The sequence below is a fragment of the Pseudomonas mediterranea CFBP 5447 genome, from assembly GCF_000774145.1.
GTDB classification, from domain to species: Bacteria; Pseudomonadota; Gammaproteobacteria; order Pseudomonadales; family Pseudomonadaceae; genus Aquipseudomonas; species Aquipseudomonas mediterranea.
Map to the genome: position 1 here is coordinate 870,503 of NZ_KN322985.1, position 26,562 is coordinate 897,064.

22 protein-coding genes are annotated in these 26,562 nt (G+C 59.1%); 4 read left to right on the forward strand and 18 right to left on the reverse strand.

Translation table 11 applies throughout. The features are described 5' to 3' along the window. Window positions 1-95 precede the first annotated feature (95 nt). The 11 genes from N005_RS16430 to treP form a co-directional block, all read right to left on the reverse strand. A complete protein-coding gene (locus N005_RS16430; RefSeq protein ID WP_047702137.1) occupies window positions 96-2,813 on the reverse strand; it encodes an AAA domain-containing protein in 2,718 nt (905 codons plus the stop codon). A 126-nt stretch (window positions 2,814-2,939) separates the two neighbouring features. Then, window positions 2,940-3,464, reverse strand: coding sequence for a helix-turn-helix transcriptional regulator (locus N005_RS16435; protein ID WP_047702251.1), 525 nt, complete (start codon window positions 3,462-3,464; stop codon window positions 2,940-2,942). Window positions 3,465-3,468: 4 nt separating this feature from the next. Further along, window positions 3,469-3,744, reverse strand: coding sequence for a hypothetical protein (locus tag N005_RS29700; protein ID WP_081993281.1), 276 nt, complete (start codon window positions 3,742-3,744; stop codon window positions 3,469-3,471). A gap of 36 nt (window positions 3,745-3,780) precedes the next feature. After that, complete coding sequence (locus tag N005_RS29330) at window positions 3,781-3,954, reverse strand: hypothetical protein (protein ID WP_154673554.1); 174 nt, start codon at window positions 3,952-3,954, stop codon at window positions 3,781-3,783. A 32-nt stretch (window positions 3,955-3,986) separates the two neighbouring features. Next, a complete protein-coding gene (locus N005_RS16440; RefSeq protein ID WP_047702138.1) occupies window positions 3,987-4,394 on the reverse strand; it encodes a DUF6632 domain-containing protein in 408 nt (135 codons plus the stop codon). Window positions 4,395-4,492: 98 nt separating this feature from the next. Continuing rightward, window positions 4,493-5,776, reverse strand: coding sequence for a delta-60 repeat domain-containing protein (locus tag N005_RS16445; protein ID WP_047702139.1), 1,284 nt, complete (start codon window positions 5,774-5,776; stop codon window positions 4,493-4,495). Window positions 5,777-6,273: 497 nt separating this feature from the next. Beyond that, a complete protein-coding gene (locus tag N005_RS16450; protein ID WP_047702140.1) occupies window positions 6,274-6,561 on the reverse strand; it encodes a PTS sugar transporter subunit IIB in 288 nt (95 codons plus the stop codon). Between the two features lie 2 nt (window positions 6,562-6,563). Beyond that, window positions 6,564-9,098 carry a phosphoenolpyruvate--protein phosphotransferase gene (ptsP, locus tag N005_RS16455; protein ID WP_047702141.1) on the reverse strand — a complete coding sequence of 845 codons (2,535 nt, stop codon included), beginning with the start codon at window positions 9,096-9,098 and terminating at the stop codon, window positions 6,564-6,566. A gap of 72 nt (window positions 9,099-9,170) precedes the next feature. After that, the gene (locus tag N005_RS16460) at window positions 9,171-10,394 is read right to left on the reverse strand and encodes a maltoporin (RefSeq protein WP_047702142.1); all 1,224 of its coding nucleotides are present in this window, start codon (window positions 10,392-10,394) and stop codon (window positions 9,171-9,173) included. 138 nt (window positions 10,395-10,532) lie between these two features. Beyond that, window positions 10,533-12,176: an alpha,alpha-phosphotrehalase gene (gene treC / locus N005_RS16465; RefSeq protein ID WP_047702143.1), complete on the reverse strand. Its 1,644-nt coding sequence runs from the start codon at window positions 12,174-12,176 to the stop codon at window positions 10,533-10,535. 51 nt (window positions 12,177-12,227) lie between these two features. Continuing rightward, window positions 12,228-13,670: a PTS system trehalose-specific EIIBC component gene (treP, locus tag N005_RS16470; RefSeq protein WP_047702144.1), complete on the reverse strand. Its 1,443-nt coding sequence runs from the start codon at window positions 13,668-13,670 to the stop codon at window positions 12,228-12,230. Window positions 13,671-13,914: 244 nt separating this feature from the next. Between treP and treR the strand changes: the two genes are divergently transcribed. Beyond that, window positions 13,915-14,619 (forward strand): trehalose operon repressor, encoded by a 705-nt coding sequence (gene treR / locus N005_RS16475; protein WP_047702145.1) that lies wholly within the window; start codon window positions 13,915-13,917, stop codon window positions 14,617-14,619. Between the two features lie 221 nt (window positions 14,620-14,840). Here the strand turns inward: treR and N005_RS16480 are convergent, their stop codons facing one another. Continuing rightward, the gene (locus N005_RS16480) at window positions 14,841-15,704 is read right to left on the reverse strand and encodes a class I SAM-dependent methyltransferase (protein ID WP_047702146.1); all 864 of its coding nucleotides are present in this window, start codon (window positions 15,702-15,704) and stop codon (window positions 14,841-14,843) included. A 48-nt stretch (window positions 15,705-15,752) separates the two neighbouring features. Further along, on the reverse strand, window positions 15,753-16,646 hold the full coding sequence (locus N005_RS16485) for an NAD(P)/FAD-dependent oxidoreductase (RefSeq protein WP_047702147.1): 894 nt from the start codon (window positions 16,644-16,646) through the stop codon (window positions 15,753-15,755). 123 nt (window positions 16,647-16,769) lie between these two features. On the opposite strand from N005_RS16485, the gene N005_RS16490 reads away from it, so the two are divergent. After that, window positions 16,770-17,417 carry a TetR/AcrR family transcriptional regulator gene (locus tag N005_RS16490; protein ID WP_047702148.1) on the forward strand — a complete coding sequence of 216 codons (648 nt, stop codon included), beginning with the start codon at window positions 16,770-16,772 and terminating at the stop codon, window positions 17,415-17,417. A gap of 512 nt (window positions 17,418-17,929) precedes the next feature. On the opposite strand, the gene N005_RS16495 is transcribed toward N005_RS16490, so the two are convergent. After that, window positions 17,930-18,844 (reverse strand): NmrA/HSCARG family protein, encoded by a 915-nt coding sequence (locus N005_RS16495; RefSeq protein ID WP_047702149.1) that lies wholly within the window; start codon window positions 18,842-18,844, stop codon window positions 17,930-17,932. A gap of 140 nt (window positions 18,845-18,984) precedes the next feature. Here N005_RS16495 and N005_RS16500 point away from each other — a divergent pair, with 140 nt between their 5' ends. Beyond that, the gene (locus N005_RS16500; RefSeq protein WP_047702150.1) at window positions 18,985-19,953 is read left to right on the forward strand and encodes a LysR family transcriptional regulator; all 969 of its coding nucleotides are present in this window, start codon (window positions 18,985-18,987) and stop codon (window positions 19,951-19,953) included. 185 nt (window positions 19,954-20,138) lie between these two features. On the opposite strand, the gene guaA is transcribed toward N005_RS16500, so the two are convergent. From guaA to N005_RS16520, 4 genes are all read right to left on the reverse strand, one after another. Beyond that, window positions 20,139-21,716 carry a glutamine-hydrolyzing GMP synthase gene (guaA, locus tag N005_RS16505; protein WP_047702151.1) on the reverse strand — a complete coding sequence of 526 codons (1,578 nt, stop codon included), beginning with the start codon at window positions 21,714-21,716 and terminating at the stop codon, window positions 20,139-20,141. A gap of 126 nt (window positions 21,717-21,842) precedes the next feature. After that, window positions 21,843-23,312, reverse strand: coding sequence for an IMP dehydrogenase (gene guaB, locus N005_RS16510; RefSeq protein WP_047702152.1), 1,470 nt, complete (start codon window positions 23,310-23,312; stop codon window positions 21,843-21,845). 269 nt (window positions 23,313-23,581) lie between these two features. Next, complete coding sequence (locus tag N005_RS16515) at window positions 23,582-24,130, reverse strand: hypothetical protein (protein WP_047702153.1); 549 nt, start codon at window positions 24,128-24,130, stop codon at window positions 23,582-23,584. 67 nt (window positions 24,131-24,197) lie between these two features. Beyond that, window positions 24,198-24,965, reverse strand: a complete 768-nt coding sequence (locus tag N005_RS16520; protein WP_047702154.1) for a sulfite exporter TauE/SafE family protein — start codon at window positions 24,963-24,965, stop codon at window positions 24,198-24,200. A gap of 217 nt (window positions 24,966-25,182) precedes the next feature. Between N005_RS16520 and xseA the strand changes: the two genes are divergently transcribed. Beyond that, entirely contained in the window at window positions 25,183-26,562 is a 1,380-nt protein-coding gene (xseA, locus tag N005_RS16525; protein ID WP_025212018.1) for an exodeoxyribonuclease VII large subunit, read from the forward strand.

Consider the following 26,562-nt stretch of genomic DNA (forward strand, 5'->3'; position numbering starts at 1 on the left):
AACCGGCAGGTCCGCAAAAGGCGAATACGATACACCCGCAATTGAGAAAGATTAAGTGAAGGATTGTCGCGTCACCAGTCATTGCTGAGGCCGGATTACCCCACAGAGTCCTTTGAGGCATTGGTTGCCCATTGCATCACAAATGCCGCGACCCGTTGTTCAATGTGGCTTTCAACGGTTCGCAAACGCAGTAAAGGGATACCGCACTTGCTCAGGATGCTGTCTTTCAAGGCGTCGAGTCTCGCCTGCTCCGGCGTGTCATGGCTGCCTCCATCAACTTCCAGTACGCCCAGCGGTGTTTTTCCAACCTTGAAATAGAGCACGAAATCACAACTGGAGCCGTTGCCCATGAACTCCAGCTCCCGCGGGGTCAGGCTCCCGCTGAGGGTTGAGGCCACTTGCTTCAACGGAACCTGCGAGTGAAACATGAGCCCCCGGCAAATCTCCTGTTCCAACGTCTCGCGCAGGATCTGCGCCATGATTCGTTCGGACTTGTAGTCGGAATCGTCCTGTCGCAATCGCTTATTGAGGCGTTCGAGCGATTGATCGTACTCCGCATAAAGTAGATCGAAGGCCGAGATCACTGGCGCACGATGCACCTGTCTTTCCTCGGCGTAATATTCGATGTAACGCACCAGCGCTGCGATATGCCCATTGTTCGCCGTGAAAACATTATCTCCCGTGACCAAGGTAAATCGTTTTTTAGCTCGAGACACAGCTACATTGACCATACGTGCGTCATCCACGAACGTCAGAAACTTCGAAGTAGTACTTTTCTTGTCCAACACGGTGGAAAAAACGATCTCGTCGCATTCCCGCCCTTGGAACTTGTGCACGGTGTCATTGACGAAGTCAGTCGGCAAAAGCGTGCCAGAGAGAGTGGCCTGTGCCCTGAATGGTGCAATGAAGCCTCTGCCATCCTCGCCCTCCCAGGCACTTTCGCCCTCTCCCTCCAACGTCGCCAACAGCGAATCCAGTTCCCGGAGATTAGTGGTCTTTCGCGTGTGGTTACCCTTGGCGGTGATCAGCAGTGACAGAGGATTATTCCCGTTCTCCTTCGTCATCGGGACCAACTGATCGTCGTAAAACTGCTGATTGCAAAACTGGATGATCCGCGGGTGACAGCGATAGTGCTCCTTGAGTAGCGTCGTCGGAATGGAGCCGTTGAAAACACGGACGCACGAATCAAGCAGGCTGTAGGTCTCACAATCGTAGTGTTCTTTATCTTGAGGCACTGCCAGGTTCAGCTTTGTCGGAACGTGCGCCAGCTGTTTCCTGTCACCAACGATGATTAGCTGCTTTGCGCAACCCAACGCCAATACTCCCGGAACAATGTCCTGCTGCGAGGCTTCGTCGATAATCACGTAGTCGAGCATCGCCCCGGCTGGAAGCGAGTTGATTATCGAATGCGTACTGCTGGAAATAATCGGATATCGTTTCACGAACTCATCGAATCTGCGCTTGTAGGTTCTAGCCTCAAAGGGGTCGGGAGTCGGTATCTGTCGATGCAGGTGCTGCTTGAGGTATTTCATCGAAATGCCAGTCAACGCATCCAGCAAAGCCTGGTAATTGCCGAGTCGCAACGACTGCTGATGGGTTTCCAACAGCAAATTTTTTTCCTGTAGCGCCTTATCGTAATAATGGAGTTGCAGGCCATAGAACATTGACTGACGCTTTTCCCAGTTGTCGAACGGCCGGGTGCGTAGAATCCTGAAATTGAACAGTAGTTCGATTCTGTCTTTGATCCTGACGCGACTACCTCCCAGGTGGCTCAGATACGCCATCAGGTCCGAAGACTTTTGCGGGGTCAGCTTGTATTTGTCCAGGGCCGGTATCTGTACGCCGTTATCCTGTTGCCATTGCTGCAGATAGCGGCGCTCCACCTCCAGCTCATTGATTTCAACCTGCAACTGTGCCACCGCATTACGGGTACTCAGATACCCCTTGAGCTGCTGCAGGACTACCTGGATCTGCTCCATCGAAGGCGTAGCTTCGGGAACCGCTGAGGGCCGAGGACGCGGATTGGCGAAAAATTTCTTGCGATTCTCGGTACTACCCAACTCGGCGACCAGATAATCGAGGCCGGACTTGCCCAATTTTTCGCAGACATTCGCGACGGCCGAATTGTTATTGGACACCACCGCCACCGTTTTTCCACGCAACAAGATATTAGCGATGATGTTCAGAATGGTTTGGGTCTTGCCTGTGCCGGGAGGGCCCTCGATCAGGCTGATCTGCGACATGAAGGCCTGCTCAACGGCCTGTAGCTGGCTTTCATTGATGCCAAAAGGAAATATGAAATCACCCGCTTGTGCCTGCGGTCCATTCTGTCCGGAACAGTAGGCATGCAACGCCGTATCAGCGCATGAGGGAAGTGCATTCAGTTGGCGCAGCACATTTTCAGCGATCACCTTGTCCGCAGGTTTCGCAGCCTGATCAACCCGGCCATTGGCCACGGAAAGAAAATAGTGGAAGAGTTGTTCGTTCTTGATTTTCGTCGACGCGACAAACTCGATATCGCTCAGCTTGAACACGTAACTTTTTGTATTTTCGGAGTACTGGACAATGGCGTATTTCTCGCCGTAGATCACAGCCTTCTCGACGGAACTGAGCACCGCACTGCCCTTCGTGCGCAGAAGTTGGTTACTCAATACTCGAGTAGGAACGACTTCACATTCTTCAAGCGGACTGGAGAAACGCTTCCCGGAAGGAAAATGACAAACCAGCATGAGTGCGCTGCTTCCGTCCCTCTTGATCGACCAGTCGCTGATCTGCCGGGTCTTATCCTCACCGCGCACCTTGATAAAAACCATATTTCCCTTACTCAGACTTGTGCAACGCCTGGAGACGTCCGTGTTGTCGAAATCAATTAAGATGGTCGCCGAATAGATTATTCAGCTATCTCAACGACTGCGCTCAGCCAAAACAGCAATTACCTGTTACTCAGCCAAAGCTCCCAACTTTTTAAAATCCAAGCCAGGTAAACGTCGGCCCTCTTTCGCAACGTTGATCTGCCAAGCTGCCTGAGCCACATCCAATACGTTCCTGGTAAGCGAATAACTGCCCCTGCCCTGCAACCAGGTCAGAACGTCCGCCAAATGCCAGATAGATGCACTGCCCTCGTGTACGGGCGTCGGGAAGCTGCTCGGGTGGGCCAACATCAACTTGCGCATGTTCTGCCGAGACACGCCGACGATCTCGGCTACATCGGTTAACCCGACCAGATCAGGAGCGGCCTCGATCAGTCTGGCCGAGGGCACCGCACGACGGACATCGCCCAGAGCACTAAGCACGGCCGTGATTGCATCAGGAGCATCACGGGTGAACTCAAGAGCCAGCCGTCCTGGCTGTCCAATCCCAACCAGGGCGTCGTCGCAGCCCGCTGCACCCAGCCGCTCCACCAGTTCATCCGAGGTACGGCCATCATCAGCAAGCTGATATTTCAGGGTAAAGGTATATTCCATTGTCTTACTCCTCAGCATCGTCATCAGCCTCGCAACGATTGCGATGGGTAGTGCAATTGTCCACGACGCGTCGTAATGCTCGTGCATGATTGCCAGGGTTTCTCGGCGTGCTCCATATCGACGTGATACAGAACTCACCGCAACGACACTCCTCGTCGTTATATGGACAATAAGCCCGCCCCCAGGCGTGACCGCCACCGACCTCTATGCGCCACCCCAGCGCTTCGGCATGCCTCAGCGCTTCTTCGACTTCCTTTTTCGGATGCGAGGGACGAATCATCAATGCTCTCCAGTATTCGCATGACCTGCCTGGTTGTCAAATGACAACTTTATCCTTCCACTGGATGATAGACATTCCCGGCGCACCGACGAGGGCCGAATCGTAGCGAAAGGTGACGGTACCGGACGGCTTTTTTTTCAGGGGCCAGAACAGCGCGGAGGAAAACGGTAAGGCCAGCAAAAATGAAAAAGCCCTGTAGAGGTTATCCACAGGGCTTTTTCAGCTACACCGCAACGCATGGATCAACCCGCCAGCAAACGCGCCTTCTCGCCACGGGGTGTGAAGAACGCCAGCGCCGCCGCGACCACGAACAACGCAGGCACATCGCCGAGCAAGTGGCCGTAATGGCTCATGCCGTCCATCCCGACACCAAAGGACTGCACGGCCATGATTGCGCCATGTACGACGCTGGACCAGACCGTGAACCAGATCAGGCTCAGGTGCTTCAGCGGATCCCGTGAAGCCCTCAGCAGGAATACGCCGAGGGTCGCGTAGAGGCCGACGATCATCAGCGGATAGTCGGAATGACCGCTGTGCCATGTCCATCCGGATGGCCATAGCAACATCAGCGGCCAGATCGCAAACACGGAGATCAGACCCACCACGATCAAAACCATGCGCAGGGCGGTGAGTCTTTGGGGGTCGTTCATGGCGGGCTCCTTCTTATTGTGACGAGGCTTTCGCCGGAACCGGACGCTGGTGAGTATAGGACGCAACTCGGATGTAGCGCGTTGTTGAAGTCGGGAGGCTATCCCAGCAGTTGAAAAACAAAAGATTTATTGCTTGCGTCGTCGGCGCGCAGGTGACCTGCTACAACAATGGCGTTGTTGCTCTGAAGTGCAATGGCAGCACGGTCTACTTTTTTACCCAACCTAATGGATTTCCAGCCTACATCATTGAAAGAGGTGTCCGGCTTCCCGGTTGGCATATGGCGGCCGATAATTATATTTCTCTCGGCATAGGTCAATATGCCACAAGTCACAATATGGGCGTCCGACTGAATCGCGCAACCGGTCCAGAACGAGCCTTGGTTGTCCACCGTTGGTTGAATCACGGGTCTACCCCCGTTGAAATCCATGTCCTGGGTTCCGTCTTGGTTCAGGCTCGCCAACACACCATTCGAAAAATGAACAACTTCGCGAGCCCCCGTACCGCCACAGCCCAAGAGCTTTGAGTTTTTTTGAAGGACAAGTTTATCAATATCCCCAGGGCTCTGGTTGTTAAAGACAAAGCCATCGACGCCAAAGTCAACGTCAAGTTCTCCTCTCGTGTTGACGCGCGCCCAAGCTCTGAGGGCACCCACTTGGTCACTTACCAAATAACCCGCCAAATAAAGGTGCTGGTCAATTCTGAGTGTCTGAGCCAAGACGGTGTCGTATTGGGGATGCTCGATGACGGCGGCGCCATTGTTGCCGAATTCTTTTATGAAATAACCACCTTCATCAAAGTGCATGATGAGTGTCACGTTTTTTCTGTTGTGTACTCCTTTCAAACCGACATAAATATTTCCGTTATCAACAATGCACGACAGCCTTGGGTTGGAGGCGACGTAATCAGGGGTTGGATCTTCCTCGGTGATAAAAGTGGGCAACTGAATATTTGTATAGTCATAAGTAGGCACGAGATGCCCGGAAACCCCAAAACTTTGATCCAGTGTTCCGTCAGGGTGGTAGCGGGCAAGCCCAAGCATGATTGGGCCACGGGAATTGCTTTGAGTAAGGCCTACGAGCAGGATTTTTCCATCGGGTAATATTTTGATGTCCATACCCATGGAGTAAGCGTCAGGCATAAAGTCGCCGATAACTGATTCCCCGTTGTTGAAATTCCGATTTCTGGTGCCGTCAGGATTCAGGGCGGTGATGATATAACCGCCCATATTGGTGGCTACGGCGCCAGCTATGTATATCTTTCCTGCGGAATCAGTGACGACGGCGGCTGCGATTTCGCCCGGGATAGTCAAAAGTTGGCCATCGTTGAATGCGGGGTCGAAATCACCAGGTTGTTGTCGTTCGGTTGTGTTATTGGAAATCATGTCTATGTCCTTTCGGCAGGAGATGCAGAGGGCTAGGTAATCTGTAGAGGTGGCATCAGATAGGTGCCTGCAGTGTTGCTGCTGCAGCATGATGGTAGGGGGCGATCAACCCTCTGTAAGCTGTCAGGAATGACAGTTTTTTAGTCGGAGTTGCGCTGATAGAAGTTTTTTTTAGCGCTTTTAGTCAGCTCTGCTGCTGGTTTTTTGTTGGTCATTTCCTGTTCTTTATTTGCTCTGCGCTAAATACGCAGGAGCGACCTATTCGATCCATACCCAGACTACTACTGAGTTTCCAGCGTTTCGAAAATGTAACTATTACCATGCTTAGTGACTTATAAAGCTGCGAGAATTTACCAAACTCCAAAAAATTAAAAGCCCGCTATTACACGGGCCTTCGATTGTCAGTGGATACCGGTCAGAACCCGATGTCCAATCATCCCCACTTCGGCGGCATGCTCAGCTATGTACCCGACTCTACCGCCAGCCATCTTGACGGTTCAGGACGGCAAACCGGTGATCAGGTGCACCACACCGTTGTCCAGCGACAACATCCCAGCCACCCCGGCGGCCTTCAACCCCGCCCGGTCTATCCGGGCGATATCTCGCAACTCCACGCGCAACCGCGTCAGTGCCACGGGCTGATGGTGCTTGAGATTATCTGCGCCGCCCAATGCGGCGACGATAGCCGGTGCGACGCCATCAACCGATGCCGCCAGCTTGGGCTCATCCGGCACCAGGTCCGGGGTCAGGGCTTTCCAGAATGTCCGCTGCAGTTTGTCAAACATGTTCAATGCTCCATGGCCAGTATGGTCGGGTCGACCGTGGATGAATGCGTACGCAGGATACCGCGCACCTGTTCGGCGCTTTCCCGACCCAGGGCCAGTTGGGCAAGCCTGCGGCATTCACTTAGGTCCCATTCACGCACGCACGCTTTTATTGTTGGAATCAACGGCACGCTGACCGAGAGTTCATCCACACCAAGCCCCAGCAAAACCGGTATCGCCAAGGGTTCCGATGCCAGTGCGCCACATACCCCGACCCATTTGCCCTGGGCATGCGCGGCATCGACGGTACGAGCGATCAGCCGCAGCACCGAGGGATGCAGGCTGTCGGCCTGGCTGGCCAGGCGTGGATGGTCTCGGTCCATGGCCATGGTGTACTGGGTCAGGTCGTTGGTGCCGATGGAAAAGAAATCCACTTCGGAAGCGAACAGGTCAGCCATCAGGGCCGCCGCCGGAACCTCGATCATGATCCCCAGTTTCGGCTGCTCCTTCAGGCCCAGGTTGCCAACCTCTTCTTCCAGTATCCGCCGCGCCAGGCGCAATTCCGACAGTTGCGTAACCATGGGCAGCATGATGTGCAGGCGCGCCATTGCGGAGCAGGCGAGTATCGCCCGGAACTGCTCGCGCAACAGTTGCGGCCGGTCCAGGCACAAGCGAATCCCGCGCATGCCCAGAAACGGATTGGCCTCGCGCTCCATCGGTACATAGGCCAATGGCTTGTCCCCACCCACGTCCAGGGTGCGCACCACCAGGTTGCGCTCCGGGCCCAGCGCTCGGGCGACGGCGCTGTACAGGGCTGCCTGTTCGTCGTGCCCCGGTGGTTGCGTGCGATCCAGGTAAAGCAGTTCGGAGCGCAGCAGCCCCACCCCTTCACCTCCCAGGGTCATGGCCTGCTCCACGTCCCGTAACGAACCGACATTGGCGCTGATCTCTACGCGGTGACCGTCGAGGGTTCGGGCCGGCAGGGCCGATTGTTCGAGGTCTCGCTGGCGGCGCTGACGCTGCTCGTCACGCTGGGCGCGGAATTGTTCGATCCGGGTCTGATCGGGATTCAAATGCAATTCGCCGCTGTCGGCATCCAGCAACACCTGGGTGCCATTGGCGACAGCCAGCACCTGTCCATGCATGCCACACAACGACGGCAAGCCCAGCGCTCGGGCGAGAATCGCCACATGGCTGGTCGCACCGCCATCAACCGTGACAAAACCGGCTATTCGCGAGGTATCCAGACTGGCGGTCTGGGAGGGTGTCAGTTGCTCGGCCACCAGGATCGCACGCTCGGGCAATGTCCAGGCGTGTTCCTGTACCCCCAGGATCAACTTGAGCACCCGTTGCCCGACATCGGCCAGGTCCATTGCCCGTTCGACCAGCAAAGCACTGCCCAATTGCTGGAACAGTGCAGCGGTGGCCTCCGTAGCCGCGTTCCAGGCGAATGCCGCGCTCTTGCCCTCGAGGACAAGGGCTTGAGCGTGCTCCAGCAGGGTGGGATCTTCCAGCAACGCTTCATGGGCACGAAAAATCTGCGCCTGGACACTGCCTGCCGCTTCGCGTTGCAAGGTTCGCAACGCTTCAGCCGCCTGACCCAGCGCCTGGTCCAGGGCCGCTTGTTCAACCTGAATCCCGAGGCCCGCTTCGTCGATGTCCAGTACCTGCGAAGCGACTTGAACCACCTCGCCAAACGCCAGGCCGGGTGAAGCACAGACACCTCGCAGCCGGTCCGACATCGACGGTTCGGCCACGGGGGACGCCACCGGCGTCAACGGTACGGCAACCGTTTCGCCGCATCCCGACAGCAACAGGTGTTCCAAGGCTTCGATGGCTTGCCCGGCCTGAGGGCCGGAAGCGCTGATCTGCACGCTGTCGCCCTTGGCCGTTTGCAGCGCCATGATCGCCACCACGGACTTGGCATTGGCACCGGCCTGCTGCCGATGCAGGCAGATGTCGGCATCGAATTCCTTGGCCGCCTCGGCGAACACCGCAGCAGGGCGAGCATGCAGGCCACATTCGTTGGGCACGATCAATGGCCTGGAAAACAGCGCCGAGCCCTGTTGCGCACCCGCGGCAGGCCTTGGTTCGCCCAAGCTGACTTGCAGCAGCGGGTCGCCACTCTCGACGCAGGAAGCCTGGTCTGCCAGCACGCTGAAAGGCTCGCCGCTGACCACCAGCACCAACGTCAACAGGCTGCGTGCATGGAGGGCGATGTAGTCGGCATCAAAATCGATCAGGGGCTGCCCGGCCTCGACGCGTTGACCCGCTTCCACCCGGGGAGTAAAGCCCTTGCCCGCCAGGTTCACCGTGTCCAGGCCAATGTGCATCAGCACCTGGACGCCGTTTTCCCCAGTGATACTCAGCGCATGGCCGCTGCCCTGGAGCGTGCCGACGACACCGGCCATCGGTGCGCAGAGGGTCTGGGACGTCGGGTCGATGCAGATCCCATCCCCCACTACACGACTGGAGAAGACCGGATCCGGTACATCGTCCAAAGGCATCAGGACCCCGGATAACGGCGCGAGCAATTGCAAGGGTTGCGTTGTGTTCATGACTTCACCTGCTGCTGTCTATTCTTGTTGGCATCGCGGCTATGAAGGCTCCGCCGACACGTACTACATGGGTCACTTCCACCAGTATTCGATCTGCACGCCGACGTTGGAGCCATGTCGCGCGTTGTCAAATGCGCCGGTGTCGGACAACGCCGACCCCGCCGCCAGTTGGTTGGCCGCACGCTGGGCCGCTTCGTTCCAGCTGGCATAGGTGTAATAAAGCCGTATCTCCGGTCGGGCCCAGAATTCCGGCCCCTTGGGCGACCAGGTGGGCGCAAAGGTAAACTTGCTCAGCTTGCGCGTGCCGTCGCTCGCCTGTACCTGGTCATGGCCCAGTTCAGCCACCAGCTTGAACTGGTCGGTGAGGGCGTAGGCCGGGCGAACCCCCAGCGACACCCAGTCCTGATCGCCGCCATCGCGGCGGATATCCTTCTGATAAACCGCCTGCACTTGCCCGCCGAAACGCGGCGTGACCTGCCAATCGAAGAATTCAACCAGACGATAGCTCTTGTTGCTGTCGTCCAGGCCCGTATCGCCGGTATACCCCAGCCCGGTGCCGGGCCCCTCGCCATATTGCAAAGCCAGTTTATTCTTGCCACCCAAAAAGGCCTGCTGCACATGCTGGGCGGTCAGGGCCCAGCCGCGATGGGCATCGCGACGGTCCGCCTGGTCGATGAAGCTCAAGCCCAATTCCAACTCACCACCGGGGTTGGTCCTGAAACCGGCCACGTTGAAATCATGTCGATTGACCGGGTCTTTCTGATACAGGTTGTCCTTGCGCGAGAAGGCGTAGCTGTATTTCAGGCCGCCAATGAGTACATCCTCGATTCCCCCTCCGGTGGCGCTCTGGTTCCAATAGTAGAAATCGGAAATATGAATGTCGTTACGTTTGTAGTAACGCCGACCGGCCCATAGCGAACCGCCGTTCAGGCTGGGCATGTTCGACCACTGGGCGTACATCTGCGGCATTCGCGCGGCGCCGTTGTCACCCTGGAACGTCGGCGTGCGGTCATAACGGTTGTACAACGACGCCATGCCATCCACGCTCAACACCGAACCGTCATCGAGAGTGAAAAGGTCCTGGCGCAGCTCCAGCTCGCCATATTGTTCGCATTCGTTGCCCAATCGGTACTTGCTCTGCGCCCCGGGCAACTGGAAACAGGATTGCGATCGACCATTGGTTGCACTGCCGACGCCGCTACGCAGGTAACCGGAAAACTCCAGTGCCTGGGCCGGAAATGGCAATGCCAGGCAGATGCAGGACACCGCAAGGCCCCGATTTATTGTTGTTTTCATATGCCGCTCCTTGTTTTTTATTGTTTTTTGCTGCGCTTTCCCTTTGCCTGCCAACGAATGGGCGATAACCGGCCGCACGGTGCGGCGAGCGCAACGTGGTCGCTGTCAGGCGATGCCTGGGTTTGAAAGGGTTTTGATTCAATCGCTCAGGTGCACTACGAGCGACTCGTAGGGCCGCAGGTGCAACCGTCGATCACGATGCTCTCGGTCGTAGTTACCGATCACCCATCGTTGCTTCATATCGGGGGTGATGATCCCGTCGGGCAACTCGACCTCGCAGTCACTGCCGTGGAAATGACTGATGACCAGCAGACGCTCGCCCTGCCCCTCGCGCAGGTACGCCCACACGAAGGGATGATCGGGCAACAGCAGGCGGTAGACGCCTTCCTGGATCAAGGCTTCTTTACGACGCAGGGTTATCAGTTGGCGGTAAAAATGCAGTATTGATGTCGGATCTTGCCGTTGGTGTTCGACATTGATGAAGGCAGCATTGGCCGGCACGCCAATCCAGGGCTCGGCATGGCTGAAACCCGCGTTCGGTCCGGCCGTCCATTGCATCGGTGTACGCCCGTTGTCCCGCGACTTCTGCATGATCGCTGCCATGGCGTCGGCTTCGGGCACACCGGCGTTACGCTGGAGACGAAAGATATTCAAGGTCTCGACGTCGCGGTACTGGTCGATGTGATCGAAGCCCGGATTGGTCATCCCCAGCTCTTCGCCCTGATACACGAAGGGCGTGCCCTGGAGGAAGTGCAACGCGGTGGCCAGCATTTTCGCCGAAGCCACCCGGTGCTCGCCGTCATTTCCGAAGCGCGAGACCACCCGCGGCTGGTCGTGATTACACCAGAACAGCGCATTCCAACCGCCGCCGGCCTGCATGCCGGTCTGCCAGTCGGACAAGATGCGTTTGAGCTGGAGGAAATCGAAGTCGGCTCGCACCCATTTCTGCAGGTTCGGATAATCCACCTTCAGATGGTGGAAATTGAAGGTCATCGACAACTCACGCGAATCCGGGCACGAATAACGAATGCAGTGTTCGAGACTGGTGGACGACATCTCGCCCACGTTGATCAGGTCGAAACCCTCAAAGACCTCCTGGTGCATTTGCTGCAGATAACGATGTACGTTCGGGCCGTCGGTGTAGAAGCGCCGGCCATCGGTGTGGTCATCAGGAAAATCCGCCGGCTTGGAGATCAGGTTGATGACGTCCAGGCGAAAGCCCCCTACGCCCTTGTCCCGCCAGAAGCGCATCATCTTGAACACTTCGGCACGCACCTGAGGGTTATCCCAGTTCAGGTCGGCCTGGGTGTGATCGAACAGGTGCAGGTAATACTGGCCGGTCTGCGCCTCGTACTCCCAGGCCGAACCGCCGAACTTGGACTCCCAACTGTTCGGTTGGTCGCGCCAGATGTAGAAGTCGCGATACGGGTTGTCGAGGCTGCTGCGGGCGGCCTGGAACCAGGGATGCTCGATGGACGTGTGATTGACCACGATATCAAGCATCAACTTGATACCGCGCCTGCCGGCCTCGGCGATCAACAGCTCACAGTCAGCCATCGTGCCGTAGCTGGGGTCGATGGCGTAGTAGTCGCTGATGTCATAACCGTTATCGCGCTGTGGCGAACGCAGGAACGGCGTCAGCCACAGGTAATCCACCCCGAGCCAGTGCAGATAATCGAGCTTGTCCACGACCCCCAGCAAATCACCGGTCGGCTGACCGCCGTGGCTGTAGAAACTCTTCGGATAGATCTGATAGATCACGGAGCGTTGCCAGTCTTGCATGACGCGATTCCTTCAGTGCGGGCCCATGGCCCATCGTGGACAAGCCGGGGGTCAGGCGACGCGATAGCCGGGGCGGACGATCTTCATGCTCAACCCGCAGGTCAGCGCAAAGGGGACGGTCATGGCGATGACCATGCCGACCACGAACATCGGTATGTAGTCCGGAACGATCGAAATGAAGCCCGGCAAGCCACCCACGCCAATGGCCGAAGCCTTGATCTTGTTCAGCGACAGGAAGATGCAGCCCAGGGCCGAGCCGACCAGGGCGCAGTAGAAGGGGAACTTGTACCGCAGGTTTACGCCGAACATCGCCGGTTCAGTGATACCGAAGTAGGCGGAAATGGCCGAGGTAGAGGCCATGCTCTTGTCCCGGGCATTGCGGGTCATGTAGAACACCGCCAGCGCCGCGCTACCCTGGGCCAGGTTGGACATGACGATCATCGGCCAGATGAAGGTGCCGCCCTGGGTCGAGATCAATTGCAGATCCACCGCCAGGAACATGTGGTGCATGCCGGTGACCACCAGCGGCGCATATAACAGACCGAAGATCGCCCCGCCGATCACCGGCGCGAGATCGAACAACGCCACCATGCCTTCCGTAATCAGGATCCCCAGGTGCCGGGTGACCGGTCCAATGATCGCCAGCGCCAGTACACCCGTGACGACGATGGTAGTGATCGGCACGACCAGCAGTTGGATAGCGTTGGGCACCCTGGCACGCAGCCACCGCTCGATCACGCTCATGACAAAGGCGGCCAACAGGATTGGCAGGATCTGTCCCTGGTAACCAACTTTTTCGATCCGGAACCAACCGAAGATATCGAAGTACGGCAGGCTCTGGCCATCCAGTCCCGCCACGGCCTTGCCGTAGTTCCAGGCATTGAGCAGGTCCGGGTGGACGAGCATCAGCCCGAGCACGATGCCGAGGATCTCACTGCCGCCAAAACGCTTGGCCGCCGACCAACCCACCAGTGCCGGAAGAAAGACGAAGGAAGTGTTGGCCATCAGGTTGATCAGGCTCCAGACACCGTCCAGGTTCGGATACGCGTCGAGCAGTGTCTGGTCGGCAATGAACATGCCCTTGGCGCCCAGCAGGTTGTTGACGCCCATCAGCAGGCCGGCGATCACCAGCGCGGGCAGGATCGGCATGAATACGTCGGAAAGCACCCGCACCAGGCGCTGCATGCCGTTGCCCTTCTGGGCGCCCTGACGCTTGACGTCGGCAATGGTCGCGGCCGCCAGGCCCGTCAGCTCGCGCAAGGCGGCGTAGACCTTTTCCACTTCGCCCGGCCCGATGACCACCTGGAACAATCCGCCGGTGAAAAACGAACCCTTGACCAGGTCGACCTGATTCAACGTCGCGCTGTCCACCTGTGATGCATCCTTGAGGGACAGGCGCAGGCGTGTCACGCAATGGGCTGCCTGCTCGATGTTGCCGACGCCGCCGAGGCTTTGCAGCAGCTCGCTGGCGATTCTGGGGTAATCGTGGCTCATGCTTTTTTCTTCCGCGTCGTTGTTGTTATTGAGAGTCGACAGCACATGGAAGGAAAAATACTCGTCTGTACGAGTTAAATCAACAACTCGTACAGACGAGTTGTGTTTTTTTATTTAAGCACTCCACTATCATCGCGAAACGCCCTACGCTCCTTGCTGCAAAAAAACACAGTGGATTGGACAAGTCCCCCACTTCACCTTAAGGTTCCGCCCCCGGTGTACCGCGCGTTACAGAGCCATTTCCATGAGTAAATACAACCGGATCTACAGCGACCTGCTGGCCAGCATCACCACCGAACGCCTGGAGCGCGGCGCCCGCCTGCCCTCCGAAACCGAACTGATGGATAGCTACCAGGCCAGTCGGGGGACCGTACGCAAGGCGATCGAACAGCTTCAGGAGCGCGGTTTCGCCCAGAAGATCCATGGCAAAGGCACCTTCGTACTGTCGACCTCCCCCATCGAATTCCAGCTCGGCGGCATCGTCAGCTTCCAGGAGACGTACCCGCGCCTGGGCGATGACGTGCGCACTGAAGTGGTCGAGTTCAGCCAACTGCCGCTGGAAGGTGCGTTGCTCGAACACATCAAGGCCCCCGCCGGCAGCCAGGTGACGCGCATCAAGCGCGTGCGGAGAATTGACGGCAAACGGGTGATCCTGGACATCAACCATTTCGTCAGCGACGTGATCCCCGACCTGACCCGCGAGATCGCCGAGCGATCGATCTACGCCTACATCGAACAGACCCTGCAACTGCAGATCGCCTATGCCCAGCGCACCATCGAAGCTGTCCGGTGCGGCAAGGATGATCAGCAACACCTCGATCTCGACGGCCAGAGCCATGTCATCATGGTGAGCAACCAGACCTTTCTCCAGGACGGCCGGCAGTTCGAGTACACCGAATCGCGGCATACCCTCGACAAGTTCTATTTCTCGGATGTGGCGCGGCGCTGAAAGGAAAAAACCGTGTGAACGCTGGTTCGCACGGTTTCTTTGTGTACTGACCGAAATGAACAATTGAGGACGGTATTTGCGCCTGACCACGGAATAACGCCGTTCGATACGGATTTGATCCGATCCCGGTTCCTCTGACATCTAACGCCCTGGGAAGGCTATCCAATGAGGCTCAGTGTCCAGCTGGCTTTCCGGGACGAGATGAGGCGCGCCTGATCTTGTCAGCTCAACGGATTGCGTGCCATGACAATCCACGCCGCTCCGTCGATCATCACCGACCGCTCGCCGGGGAGGCCCGCGAAAGCGGCACGAACCGCGGCCGAGACATGGGCGCGAATGTCGCCGGGCTGGTCAGCGAGCACAAGCGACAGCGGCCCGACCTCGAGCGTCATCTTCACCGCGTCATCGATCGCCGCATCCCTCGTCTCGCCCTCTCCGAATGGGACGGAAGCATCGAAGGGCGCTATAGCGATATCGGTGAAGCCGGCTGCCGTCAGGATGCGCGCTACCCGCCCACGATCGCCGAACGAAAATGGACCGGGCGCTTCGGGATCGGGCGGCGCGGTCGGCCGCACTATGCCCTTGATCGCGCCCATCGGCAGGCGCATCCAATCGTTTTCGGCCGCACTGCGCCAGCAGACGAAAGCGACCCGCCCGCCCGGTCGGAGCGCGCGTCGCATATGAGTGAACGCCCCTGTCGGGTCGTCGAAAAACATCACCCCGAAACGCGAGAACAAGATGTCGAACGCTTTTTCTGGCAGTTCGGCGCTGCTGGCGTCCGCCACTTGGAACAGAACCGGCAGATCCTGCTGCGCAATGGAACGTGCTCGGCTGATCAGCGCTTCGGATATGTCCACGCCCAGCACTTGCCCCTCCGCGCCGACGCGGGAGACCAGAGCCAGACTTGACGCGCCCGCGCCGCAACCAACGTCCAACACACGCTCACCCTTCGCGGGCGCGGCGGCTTCGATCGCGGCTTGGCCGAACATTGTCACCATGGCGTCAAGTCGGGCCTGATTGGCAACCCAGCGCTCCCCGCTTTGACCGCTCCAGTCGGCGACCTGATGGGCATTTTGCTCTGTCATGGGATCTCCTTGTTCTGATTCATTCTTAACAGAAGGGAATCTGCGCGCTCAAACCAGCATCGATTGCTGAGCGAAGATACCCGCCATAGCGCCCTGCGATGATGCCTGGGTGACCGAGGGCAGGAATGGCGTGGCGAGGTCGCCGGCGGCGTAGATGCCGGGCATGCTGGTCTGGCGGTGCTCGTCAACCTTGAGGACGATGCCGGTGGGCGTATCCACCGTGGCGAGGCCCAGTGATTCATGCAGGCTTGCGCACGGCTTGCTGCGCGGATGGGCGAACAGAATGTCGACCGCGACATTGGGGCCGATGTCGAGATTGATCGTGCTGATATGACCCTTTTGATGGGCGATCTCGACGATCCGGCCCTCGACAACAGATACGTTGCGGTGCGCCAGATCGGCCCGGATATCGGGCGGGATATCATGACCATCGGCGAAGACCGTCAACGTGTCGGTCCAATCGTGGTACAGCCTGACATAATTGTGCGACTGCGGGCCGGACCAGACGAGGCCCCAGTGCTGGCCAGCGACTTCAAAGCCGTCGCAATAGGGACAGGGCACGATGGACGTGCCCCAGCTTTCGGCAAAACCCGGGACGTCAGGCATCTGGTCGACGACGCCATAGCTCAGGATCAGGCGACGTGCCTTTAGGCGTTCGTTATCGTCAGTGACAACGCAGAAATCGTCGATTGCGCCAGACACGCTCTCAGCCCGGGCATTGACCAGCCTGATCGTTGGATAGCGCGCCAGCTGCTGCCGCGCCTCGACCAGGATGTCCAGCGGCGGCTTGTGATCGTGGCCAAGCAGACCATGCGAATGGCCGGCAAAGCGGTTACGTGGCCGGCCTGTATCGAGAACGGTTACCTTGCGGCGGGCACGGCCGAGCTGCAGGGCAGCGGCGAGGCCAGCAAAACTGCCGCCGATGATGATGACGTCATTCATGGTGATTGGCTCCGTGCTGTTGATGGAGAGGGACGGGCTCGTCCAGCGGTGGCTTGCATATTTAAGATACTTTGAATTACCCTAATTCGAGAATTGTAATACTGTCAAGTACTGGAATTTTTTATGACCGAAAACAGCCAGGCCCGACGCGGCCGGCCCGCCAATGAAGCGCTTGGCCAGACAATCATCGACGCTGCGGGCGAACTTTTTGCGGAATTGGGTTTTCAAGCAACGACAATGGACAAGGTCGCCCAGCGGGCGAAGATATCCAAGCTAAGCATCTATAAGCACTTCGAGAACAAGGAGGCGTTGTTCAGCGCGGCCATCGCGACCGGCTGCCATCAGTTGTTTGCACCACAACCCCTTCTTGAAGGCGTCGGCGGTTCGGTCGAAGATCAGCTAATGGCGGTGGGAACATTACTGCTTCGCACGCTCTTGAGATCAGACGTCCGCGGTGTCGAAGCCATGGTCATGGCCGACAGGACGAATCAAAAGTCATTAAGCAAGCTCCATTACGAAGCCGGCCCCGCCCATGTCATCGCCCAAATCGAGGCGCTGTTGCGTCAATTGCACGCGAAGGCGCTTCTGAACGTGCCCGATCCACTTCAGTCCGCCCGACTGTTTGCCGCGCTTTTCAAAGGATCCGACCTCCTGATCATCGCGCGCTTCGATGAGGCGAGAGCAGAGGATGACCACGAAATCGAATCCTATTGCCGTTCAGCCGTCACCATGTTCGTCGCCGCGCATGGGTTGAAGGTCTTGGCTTCGTAGTGCTGAGCCATTGGAGCACGTTACGCAAGTCGCACAAAGCGGTCGGAATTTGCCAGGTCAAAAAAGCCAAAAGCCCGCAATTACGCGGGCTTCAGGGTATTTTTGCTAGTGGCCTGTACGGTTAATTCGAGTACTCAAATTCGAGTGCCAGGGCTGGCCAGGCAAGGCGCCATGACGAGTCGTAGCCCCGCTACGGCGAGGAATGGCAACGCAGGCTGGCAAGTCCTGGCGCCGAAGTTGAGTAAACGAATTAGCCACACAGGCCACTAGGTAGCCCGAACGCTTACAGAAGATCAATTCCACTACATGTCAGCCAGCTTCTGAAAGGTCTTCTTGTGAGTTATGAGAACGAGCTTGGTTTCTGAATAAACGATTTGCTTACCGCCGTCTGCACGCAACTCAGAAACAGTCATTGCTTAGAGAAAAAACTCTTCAGCCCGCACGCCCCGCGACAAACGGCCACCCCCATTCGTCGCGTCCACGTTTATGTATGACTTGAAAGACCTGACGAATCAGGTCGTGGAAGCGGCGCCGAGCCGGAAATTATCCCGAGCCCATGATGCAAATTTCGTCGGCGTCTTGCCCGCCACCTTGTTCGCGAGCGCGATCCCAGCGTCGTGGGAGCCCGGCCCAAGATACGTATAGGTCTCGTAGTAGGTCAGCGTTTCACCTAACGCGTCAGCCCCTGGAAAGAAGCCTGAGTACACTTCCCGAGGAACCTGGGTGAACGAGACCTTGTGGCCCAACTGATTCAATGTATCGACGAGCTCGTTGAAGCTCAGGAAGTCGCCGACCAGCGGAAGATATGCGCCATTGCCAGCTTCCTCCGGACGTGCAAATGCACCCGCCACGATGTCGCCCAACTCGTTGATGTCACCCATGTGAAGACAACGTACAGTCGGATCGATAGGCAGTGTCCACCCCAAGCTGCCATCCTGCTGCATTTGCGGACCGTATGGTCCCGCGAAGTTCCGATAGTAGGCCGGCGGCATGACAAAGGTATGCCGTGGAAACCCAGCATTCTTCACAATCGAGTCAACCTTCGCCTTCCCAGTGAACTGAGGAACGTTGAATTTGCCGCCGCTGATTACTTCTACGTTTGGAAGCGTCGACCAGATCAGGTGATTAACGCCTGCCGCTTTCGCGGCCTGAACTGCCGCTGCTGCCTGCTTGATCTCATTGGTGCCGTCCTGCCAGAAGTTGGTGACCAGAAAGACGCCATGGACACCTTCCAGGGCCGCAACAAGAGTCTCAGGCCGTTCCAGATCTGCTGCGACCGCTTCGTCAGCGACGCCTTTGTACTTGGCCGGGTCGCGCGAAAGCGCACGTACTTTGAACTGGCCGCTTTCCTTCAGGGCACGCACAACGCCGCCCCCTTGATTTCCCGTTGCGCCAAATACGGCGATCAGATTCTTGTCGATGGGCATTATTTACCTCTCCGCTCTTGATCAGGCGCTTGGACGGATGCGAAGCGCTTCTGTCGATTTGTCTTGGACGGATCTTGCAATTGATCTATTTTTGAATCAATTACCCAAAAAATCACATCATTTGCCAGTATTTGATCCATATGAGCGATCCCATCGAAACATCAGAACTAGTCGCCTTCACCAAGACGGTTGACGCCAAATCACTCTCGCGTGCAGCCGCCGAGCTGCGCATTCCGCGCGCCACTGTGAGCCGTCGTCTTGCGCGCCTCGAGGAACGTCTTGGCGCGCGTCTCCTGCGCCGCACCACGCGAAGTCTGGTCCTCACCGATGTTGGCGAGGTGTTCTATCGGGAGGCCTGCATCGCGCTTGAGGCTGTGCGCCTCGCCGAGCAGAGCGTGCGAAGAACCGACGACGTCGTGCGTGGTGATTTGCGCGTCTCGGTTCCGCCGATGATGCGCGGTGGTTTCCATGCGATGCTCTGCGAGTTCGCGGCGCGTTACCCTGAGCTACGCGTTCATGTCCACACCTCGAACCATCACGTTGACCTTCTTCGCGGCGATTACGACGTCGCTCTCCGGGCCAGCAGCCAGATCGAACCCGGCCTAATCGCACGCACGCTCCTGCGCGACCCCATGATCGCCGTCGCGTCGCCCGCTTACCTCGCCGATCATGGCGCACCACGCACGCACCGTGATCTCAAGCATCACAACTGTCTCCTCGGCTTCACGCGCGGCGAGCTGCCGGAGACCCACTGGCCCATGACTTCCGGAGGCAAGCTTTATGTAGAGGGCACCTTCTTCTCGAACGACATCGCCCTGTTGTGCGAGGCAGTCGTAAACGGGCTTGGCATAGCACTCCTCCCCCGTAACCTCGTATCGCCACACCTGGAGAGCGGTGCGCTCTTGCAGGTGCTCGACGGCGTCGTCGGCATCGAAATGCATATCGCACTGGTCTACCCCGAGCGCACGTTCTTGCTGCCTCAAGTACGTGCCTTCATCGATGCGGTCGCCGCCTGGCTGCCGCACGAGGATGCCGCGAGCCATGGCACTTCACAACGTAAGCTATCGGGCGCGACCACGCAGCCGAAGAAGGCTGCACCTCGCCCTTAGAGCAAGAAAAGTTCTCGTGCTTGATTCACATACAAGACGTCCAGATCAATCATCTGCCCAAACACAGTGCTCGGCGATGCAGAGCACTGTTAGAAATTGTCCACCCTAAAACGCCGAAAGCCCGCATTAACGCGGGCTTCCAGGGTGTTTCTTAGCAATTGATGCGATCTACGTCGGACGCGGGATCATTCCCACTCAATCGTCGCCGGCGGCTTGCTCGACACGTCGTAAGTAACGCGAGAGATGCCGTCGATTTCGTTGATGATGCGGCCGGAAACGGTTTCCAGCAGCTCGTACGGCAGGTGTGCCCAGCGAGCGGTCATGAAGTCGATGGTTTCCACCGCACGCAGGGCCACGACCCAGGCGTAACGACGGCCATCGCCCACCACGCCAACCGATTTCACCGGCTGGAACACCACGAACGCCTGGCTGACCTTGTGGTACCAGTCGGCCTTGCGCAGTTCTTCGATGAAGATGTGGTCGGCGCGACGCAGCAGGTCGGCGTATTCCTTCTTCACCTCACCGAGGATCCGCACGCCCAGGCCCGGGCCCGGGAATGGGTGGCGATAGACCATGTCGTACGGCAGGCCCAGTTCCAGGCCAAGGCGACGGACTTCGTCCTTGAACAGCTCGCGCAGCGGCTCGACCAGCTTGAGGTTCATTTCCTCCGGCAGGCCACCGACGTTGTGGTGGGACTTGATCACGTGGGCCTTGCCGCTCTTCGCGCCGGCCGACTCGATCACGTCGGGGTAGATGGTGCCCTGGGCCAGGTACTTGATGTTGTCGAGCTTGCAGGATTCGGCATCGAACACGTCGATGAAGGTGCGGCCGATGATCTTGCGCTTCTTCTCCGGGTCGGACTCGCCGGCCAGGTTGGCCAGGAACTGCTCTTCGGCGTTGGCGCGGATCACCTTGACGCCCATGTTCTCGGCGAACATGGCCATCACTTGCTCGCCTTCGTGCAGGCGCAGCAGGCCGTTGTCGACGAAGACGCAGGTCAGCTGATCACCGATGGCCTTGTGCAGCAGCGCGGCGACCACCGAGGAATCCACGCCGCCGGACAAGCCCAGCAGTACATTGTCGGTACCGACCTGGGCGCGCACCTGGGCGATGGCGTCTTCAGCGATTTTCGACGGAGTCCACAAGGCTTCGCACTCGCAGATGTCGAGGATGAAGCGCGACAGGATGCGGCCGCCCTGCTTGGTGTGGGTCACTTCCGGGTGGAATTGCACGCCGTAGTAGCGACGCTCGTCGCTGAACATGCCGGCAATCGGGCAGCTCGGCGTGCTGGCGAGGATGTGGAAGTCTTCCGGCATCCTGGTGACCTTGTCACCGTGGCTCATCCACACGTCCAGGCCGAACAGGCCATCGGCGTCGACATGGTCTTCGATACCGTCCAGCAGGCGACTCTTGCCGACCACGTCAACGCGGGCATAGCCGAATTCACGCAGGTCGGAGCCTTCCACCTTGCCGCCGAGCTGCTCGGCCATGGTCTGCATGCCGTAGCAGATGCCGAAGACCGGTACGCCCAGGTCGAACACCGCTTGCGGGCAGCGCGGGCTGTTGGCTTCGTGCACGGACTCGGGACCGCCGGCGAGGATGACGCCTTTGGGAGCGAACTCGCGAATCGCTTCGTCATCCATGTCGAACGGGTGCAATTCGCAGTACACGCCGATTTCACGCACGCGGCGGGCAATCAGTTGGGTGTACTGGGAACCGAAGTCGAGGATCAGGATGCGGTGAGCGTGAATGTCGAGGGCCATGACTCATTCTCTGATGCAGCTGCAAGCTTCAAGCCGCAAGCTGCCAGTTGATCGGGGAGAACGCGGTAGTTGCTGCAACGCAACTACCGCTTGTAGCTTGAAGCTTGTAACTCGCGGCTCGAGGCGTTAGCCGACCCGGTAGTTCGGCGCTTCCTTGGTGATCTGTACATCGTGGACATGGGACTCGGCCATGCCGGCGCCGGTGATACGCACGAACTCCGGCTTGGTGCGCATCTCTTCGATGTTGGCGCTGCCGGTGTAGCCCATCGAGGAACGCAGGCCACCCATCAGCTGATGGATGATCGCGGTCAGGGTGCCTTTGTACGGCACACGGCCTTCGATGCCTTCCGGTACCAGCTTCTCGGCACCCGCGGAGGAGTCCTGGAAGTAGCGGTCGGAAGAACCCTGGGCCTGGGACATGGCACCCAGCGAGCCCATGCCGCGGTAAGCCTTGTAGCTACGGCCCTGGAACAGCTCGATCTCGCCCGGCGCTTCTTCGGTACCGGCGAACATCGAACCCATCATCACGCTGTAGGCACCGGCAACGATGGCCTTGGACAGGTCACCGGAGAAACGGATGCCGCCGTCGGCGATCAACGGTACGCCGGTGCCTTCAAGGGCTGCGGCAACGTTGGCGATGGCGCTGATCTGCGGCACGCCCACGCCGGCGACGATGCGGGTGGTGCAGATCGAGCCAGGGCCGATACCGACCTTGACCGCATCGGCACCGGCTTCGACCAGGGCCTTGGCGGCAGCGCCGGTGGCGATGTTGCCGCCGATGACCTGCACGTCAGGGAAGTTCTGCTTGGCCCAGCGGACGCGATCGATCACGCCTTTGGAATGACCGTGGGCGGTGTCGACCACCACCACGTCGACGCCGGCATTGACCAGCGCGGCAACACGATCACCGGTGTCCTTGCCGGTACCGACCGCGGCACCGACGCGCAGACGACCCTGGTCGTCCTTGCTAGCCAGCGGATAGGCCTTGGCTTTTTCGATGTCGTTGACGGTCATCATGCCCTTGAGGGCGAATTTGTCGTCGACGATCAGCACGCGCTCGATGCGGTGCTTGTGCAGCAATTCGCGGACTTCGTCCTTGCTGGTGCCTTCCTTGACCGTGACCAGGCGCTCTTTGGGCGTCATCACTTGGCGGACGGTGGCATCCAGGCGGTTCTCGAACCGTACGTCGCGGGAGGTGACGATGCCGACCAGGTCGCCATCATGCAGCACCGGAACGCCGGAGATGTTGTGCATGCGGGTCAGTTCGAACAGATCGCGTACCGTGGCATCGGCCTCGATGGTGATCGGATCCTTGACCACGCCAGCCTCGAACCGCTTGACCTTGCGCACTTCGGCGGCCTGCTGTTCGATGGTCATGTTCTTGTGGATGATACCGATACCGCCTTCCTGGGCCATGGCAATGGCCAGACGGGCTTCGGTCACGGTGTCCATGGCAGCGGAAACCAGCGGGATATTCAGTTCGATGCCACGGGTAAGACGGGTTTTGAGACTGACTTCGTTAGGCAGCACCTCGGAATAACCGGGCACAAGGAGAATGTCGTCGAAGGTCAGGGCTTCTTGGCTGATACGCAGCATCGCGGGGGCTCCCGAGCGGGAAAATGGAAGCGCGCCATTATACTCATGCACACCGTCTGGCTCAATGTAAAACTCTGTCTATTATTGGCGGGATGATTGATGGGTGAAACAGTGCCCTTATTGGCCATGCGCCGAACCTGTGGCGAGGGAGCTTGCTCCCGCTCGGTCGGTCCGACGCCTCGGGCGCAGCGACCGCCAAAAGCCAGGGCCGCTTCGCAGCCCAGCGGGAGCAAGCTCCCTCGCCACAGAGCCATCCTCCAGGCTGCTATCTACAACTCCACCTTCACCCAACTCACCGGCTGGTCCAGCCAATCGGCGAATTCGTCGAGAAACGTCTGCTTAAACCCCGCCTCCAGCCAGTTGTTGAAGATGAACCCCAGGTTGGAGAAGCCGCAGGGCTGCAGGAACAGGAAGCCGTTGATGTCATCTTCGTGCCCGCATTCGGGGCAGGTGAAGTTGTCGGTGCGATCGGGCATCCAGTCTTCCAGGCTTTCGAACAGCGCCTCGCCGATTTCCCGGCGGCACTCGGCGCAGCCCGCTTCCTCGAGAAAGCCCTTGGCCGGGGTGTAGATGCAGCGTTTGGTGATGATCTCCAGGCCATTGATCGGCTCGCCGAACGGCAGCGCGTCGGGGTGCAGGACAACGGCTCGTGCACCAGGGGCGATGGCGTGGGCCATGCGATTGCCCGTGCGCCCGCAGGTGGTCAACTGTTCTTCGACGATGTTCTTGCGCACCAGCCAACGCACGATCGCCCGAGCCCTGGGCTCATGGACCGGCAAGGTGGAGATTTTCGGGACAATGATGCTTTGGGAGTTCATGGCAAGGCCTGGGTTGCGTGTGCGGGTGCAATTGAAGGCCGGCAGCTTAATCCCTGGCCAAACCAGGTCAAGCGCTCAGGTAGCGCCCGATCAGCGCGAGGCCGCTGGCGAGCACCAGCCAGGTCACCAGGCGCACGAAGGTCTCGCGCGACATCTTCATCGTCAGGCGCCGGCCTATCCACAGCCCCAGCGCCATGGCCGGCAATAAACACAGCGCCAGTACCAACAAGGGTAGTTCGGCATACACGCCTGCGACAGCGAACAGACTCAAGCGCACCACGGTGCTGCAACTGATCAGCGCGCTTTGGGTGGCCCGGGCCGGTTCCTTGGGCAAGCGGCTGTTCAAATAGATTGCATATAAAAAGCCGCCGCTGCCGAACAAGGCCCCGAACATCCCGCCCACCGTGCCCATCGGGATCGCCCACAGTGCCGACAACTGCGTGGGTCGGGTCTTTATCCACAGGCTGTAGATTGCGTAGGCGCTGATGAACAGGCCCATCAACAGCAACAGCAGGTCAGACTTGAGGTTGAGCAGGAAAATCACGCCCAGGGTGCAACCGACTGCCATGCACGGCAACAACCGCAGCAATTCCGGCCGGGCAACATCCTTGCGCGACGGCAGCAGGTTGCCGAACGCCGCGACAAAATCCAGCAGCACCAGCAGCGGCACGATTTTCGACAGCGGCAGGAACAGCAGCAGAATCGGCGCGGCTACCAGAGCGGTGCCGAACCCGGCAATGCCGAACACAATGTAGGCCAGAGCGATGGCGAGGCCGATTACCAGCCAATCCGTGGGTGCGAATGCCCATTGACCTAGCCACGACAGAGGATCCATTGCGCACTTCCTTGATTGGCGAAGGGCCGACTTTAGCCAGAGGTGGAGGGCATATCCAGCATTTGTGCTGGCTGTACCGCCGCTATCGCGAGCAGGCTCGCTCCCACAAGGACGACGTAGGACCCTGTGGGAGCGAGCCTGCTCGCGATGAAGGCAACCCGGTCTAATTGTTTCCACACATGGAGATTAAGCGGCAAATGCCCTTATCATGCCGCCCATGATTAAAGATCCCTTTGCCCGACTGGGCCTGGACCGTGAGGTCCTGACTGTCAGCCAACTCAATGGCCGTGCGCGGGTGTTGCTCGAAGACGTATTCAGCAACATCTGGGTCGAGGGCGAAATCTCCAACCTCGCCCGCCCTGCCTCCGGCCATGTGTATTTCACCCTCAAGGACAGCGGTGCCCAGGTACGCTGCGCGCTGTTCCGGCAGAACGCCGCGCGGGTGCGCCAGGCCTTGAAGGACGGGTTGGCGGTCAAGGTACGCGGCAAGGTCTCGCTGTTCGAGGGCCGTGGCGACTACCAGTTGATTCTCGACACCGTAGAGCCGGCCGGCGACGGTGCCCTGCGCCTGGCCTTCGATGCCTTGAAGGAAAAGCTCAGTGCCGAAGGTCTGTTCAGCGCCGAGCGCAAGGTGCCCCTGCCCGCTCATCCGCAACGCATCGGCATCATCAGTTCGCCCACCGGCGCGGTGATCCGCGACATCATCAGCGTGTTCCGTCGCCGTGCGCCGCAGATTGCCCTGACGCTGATCCCCACCGCCGTGCAGGGCCGCGAAGCCACCGCACAGATCGTCCGCGCCTTGAAGCTGGCGGACGCCCGGGGTTTCGACGCGCTGATCCTCGCCCGTGGCGGCGGTTCGCTGGAAGACTTGTGGTGCTTCAACGAAGAAGCCGTGGCCCGGGCCGTGGACGCCTGCGTGACACCGATCGTCAGCGCCGTTGGCCATGAAACCGACGTGTCCATCAGCGATTTCGTCGCCGACGTACGCGCTCCAACGCCGTCCGCCGCCGCCGAACTGCTGGCGCCGGACGCTGGCGATCTGGTGCGCCGGGTCGAAAGCCTGCATCGGCGGCTGGTGATGCGCATGCGCGACCGCTTGATGCGCGATCAACTGCGCCTCGAAGGCCTGACCCGACGCCTGCGCCACCCCGGTGAACGCCTGCGCCAACAAGCCCAACGCCTCGACGACCTGGACATGCGCCTGCGCCGGGCCTTCGAACGCAGCCTCAATACCCGCCGCGAACGCCTGATCCGCCTGGAAACCCGCCTGGCCGGACAGCATCCGGGCCGGCACCTGGCGCTGCTGCGCCAGCGCCTGGACAGCCTGGCCGAACGCCTGCCCCGGGCCATGCGCGAAGGCTTGAAGGCGCGACGCGTGCAATTGCACAACCAGATGCAGACGCTGCACATCGTCAGCCCCCTGGCGACCCTCGGCCGGGGCTACAGCATTTTGTTGGACGAACGCGGCCATGCGATCCGCAGTGCCGGACAGACCCAGACCGGCCAGCGCCTGACGGCCCGGCTCGGCGAAGGCGAATTGCTGGTGCGGGTCGAAGACAATCACCTGACGCCGGTCACCCTTTCTCTACTGGATTGA

What these genes read in the sequence shown, in the direction of transcription:
- N005_RS16490 (WP_047702148.1), top strand. Translation starts at nt 16,770, where the DNA reads ATGACCGAAAACAGCCAGGCCCGACGCGGCCGGCCCGCCAATGAAGCG.
- N005_RS16440 (WP_047702138.1), bottom strand. Translation starts at nt 4,394, where the DNA reads ATGAACGACCCCCAAAGACTCACCGCCCTGCGCATGGTTTTGATCGTG.
- N005_RS16445 (WP_047702139.1), bottom strand. Translation starts at nt 5,776, where the DNA reads ATGATTTCCAATAACACAACCGAACGACAACAACCTGGTGATTTCGAC.
- N005_RS16500 (WP_047702150.1), top strand. Translation starts at nt 18,985, where the DNA reads ATGAGCGATCCCATCGAAACATCAGAACTAGTCGCCTTCACCAAGACG.
- N005_RS16450 (WP_047702140.1), bottom strand. Translation starts at nt 6,561, where the DNA reads ATGTTTGACAAACTGCAGCGGACATTCTGGAAAGCCCTGACCCCGGAC.
- treP (WP_047702144.1), bottom strand. Translation starts at nt 13,670, where the DNA reads ATGAGCCACGATTACCCCAGAATCGCCAGCGAGCTGCTGCAAAGCCTC.
- ptsP (WP_047702141.1), bottom strand. Translation starts at nt 9,098, where the DNA reads ATGAACACAACGCAACCCTTGCAATTGCTCGCGCCGTTATCCGGGGTC.
- N005_RS16520 (WP_047702154.1), bottom strand. Translation starts at nt 24,965, where the DNA reads ATGGATCCTCTGTCGTGGCTAGGTCAATGGGCATTCGCACCCACGGAT.
- treR (WP_047702145.1), top strand. Translation starts at nt 13,915, where the DNA reads ATGAGTAAATACAACCGGATCTACAGCGACCTGCTGGCCAGCATCACC.
- guaB (WP_047702152.1), bottom strand. Translation starts at nt 23,312, where the DNA reads ATGCTGCGTATCAGCCAAGAAGCCCTGACCTTCGACGACATTCTCCTT.
- N005_RS16495 (WP_047702149.1), bottom strand. Translation starts at nt 18,844, where the DNA reads ATGCCCATCGACAAGAATCTGATCGCCGTATTTGGCGCAACGGGAAAT.
- N005_RS16515 (WP_047702153.1), bottom strand. Translation starts at nt 24,130, where the DNA reads ATGAACTCCCAAAGCATCATTGTCCCGAAAATCTCCACCTTGCCGGTC.
- N005_RS16460 (WP_047702142.1), bottom strand. Translation starts at nt 10,394, where the DNA reads ATGAAAACAACAATAAATCGGGGCCTTGCGGTGTCCTGCATCTGCCTG.
- N005_RS16430 (WP_047702137.1), bottom strand. Translation starts at nt 2,813, where the DNA reads ATGGTTTTTATCAAGGTGCGCGGTGAGGATAAGACCCGGCAGATCAGC.
- N005_RS16435 (WP_047702251.1), bottom strand. Translation starts at nt 3,464, where the DNA reads ATGGAATATACCTTTACCCTGAAATATCAGCTTGCTGATGATGGCCGT.
- N005_RS16485 (WP_047702147.1), bottom strand. Translation starts at nt 16,646, where the DNA reads ATGAATGACGTCATCATCATCGGCGGCAGTTTTGCTGGCCTCGCCGCT.
- treC (WP_047702143.1), bottom strand. Translation starts at nt 12,176, where the DNA reads ATGCAAGACTGGCAACGCTCCGTGATCTATCAGATCTATCCGAAGAGT.
- N005_RS29700 (WP_081993281.1), bottom strand. Translation starts at nt 3,744, where the DNA reads ATGATTCGTCCCTCGCATCCGAAAAAGGAAGTCGAAGAAGCGCTGAGG.
- N005_RS16480 (WP_047702146.1), bottom strand. Translation starts at nt 15,704, where the DNA reads ATGACAGAGCAAAATGCCCATCAGGTCGCCGACTGGAGCGGTCAAAGC.
- guaA (WP_047702151.1), bottom strand. Translation starts at nt 21,716, where the DNA reads ATGGCCCTCGACATTCACGCTCACCGCATCCTGATCCTCGACTTCGGT.
- xseA (WP_025212018.1), top strand. Translation starts at nt 25,183, where the DNA reads ATGATTAAAGATCCCTTTGCCCGACTGGGCCTGGACCGTGAGGTCCTG.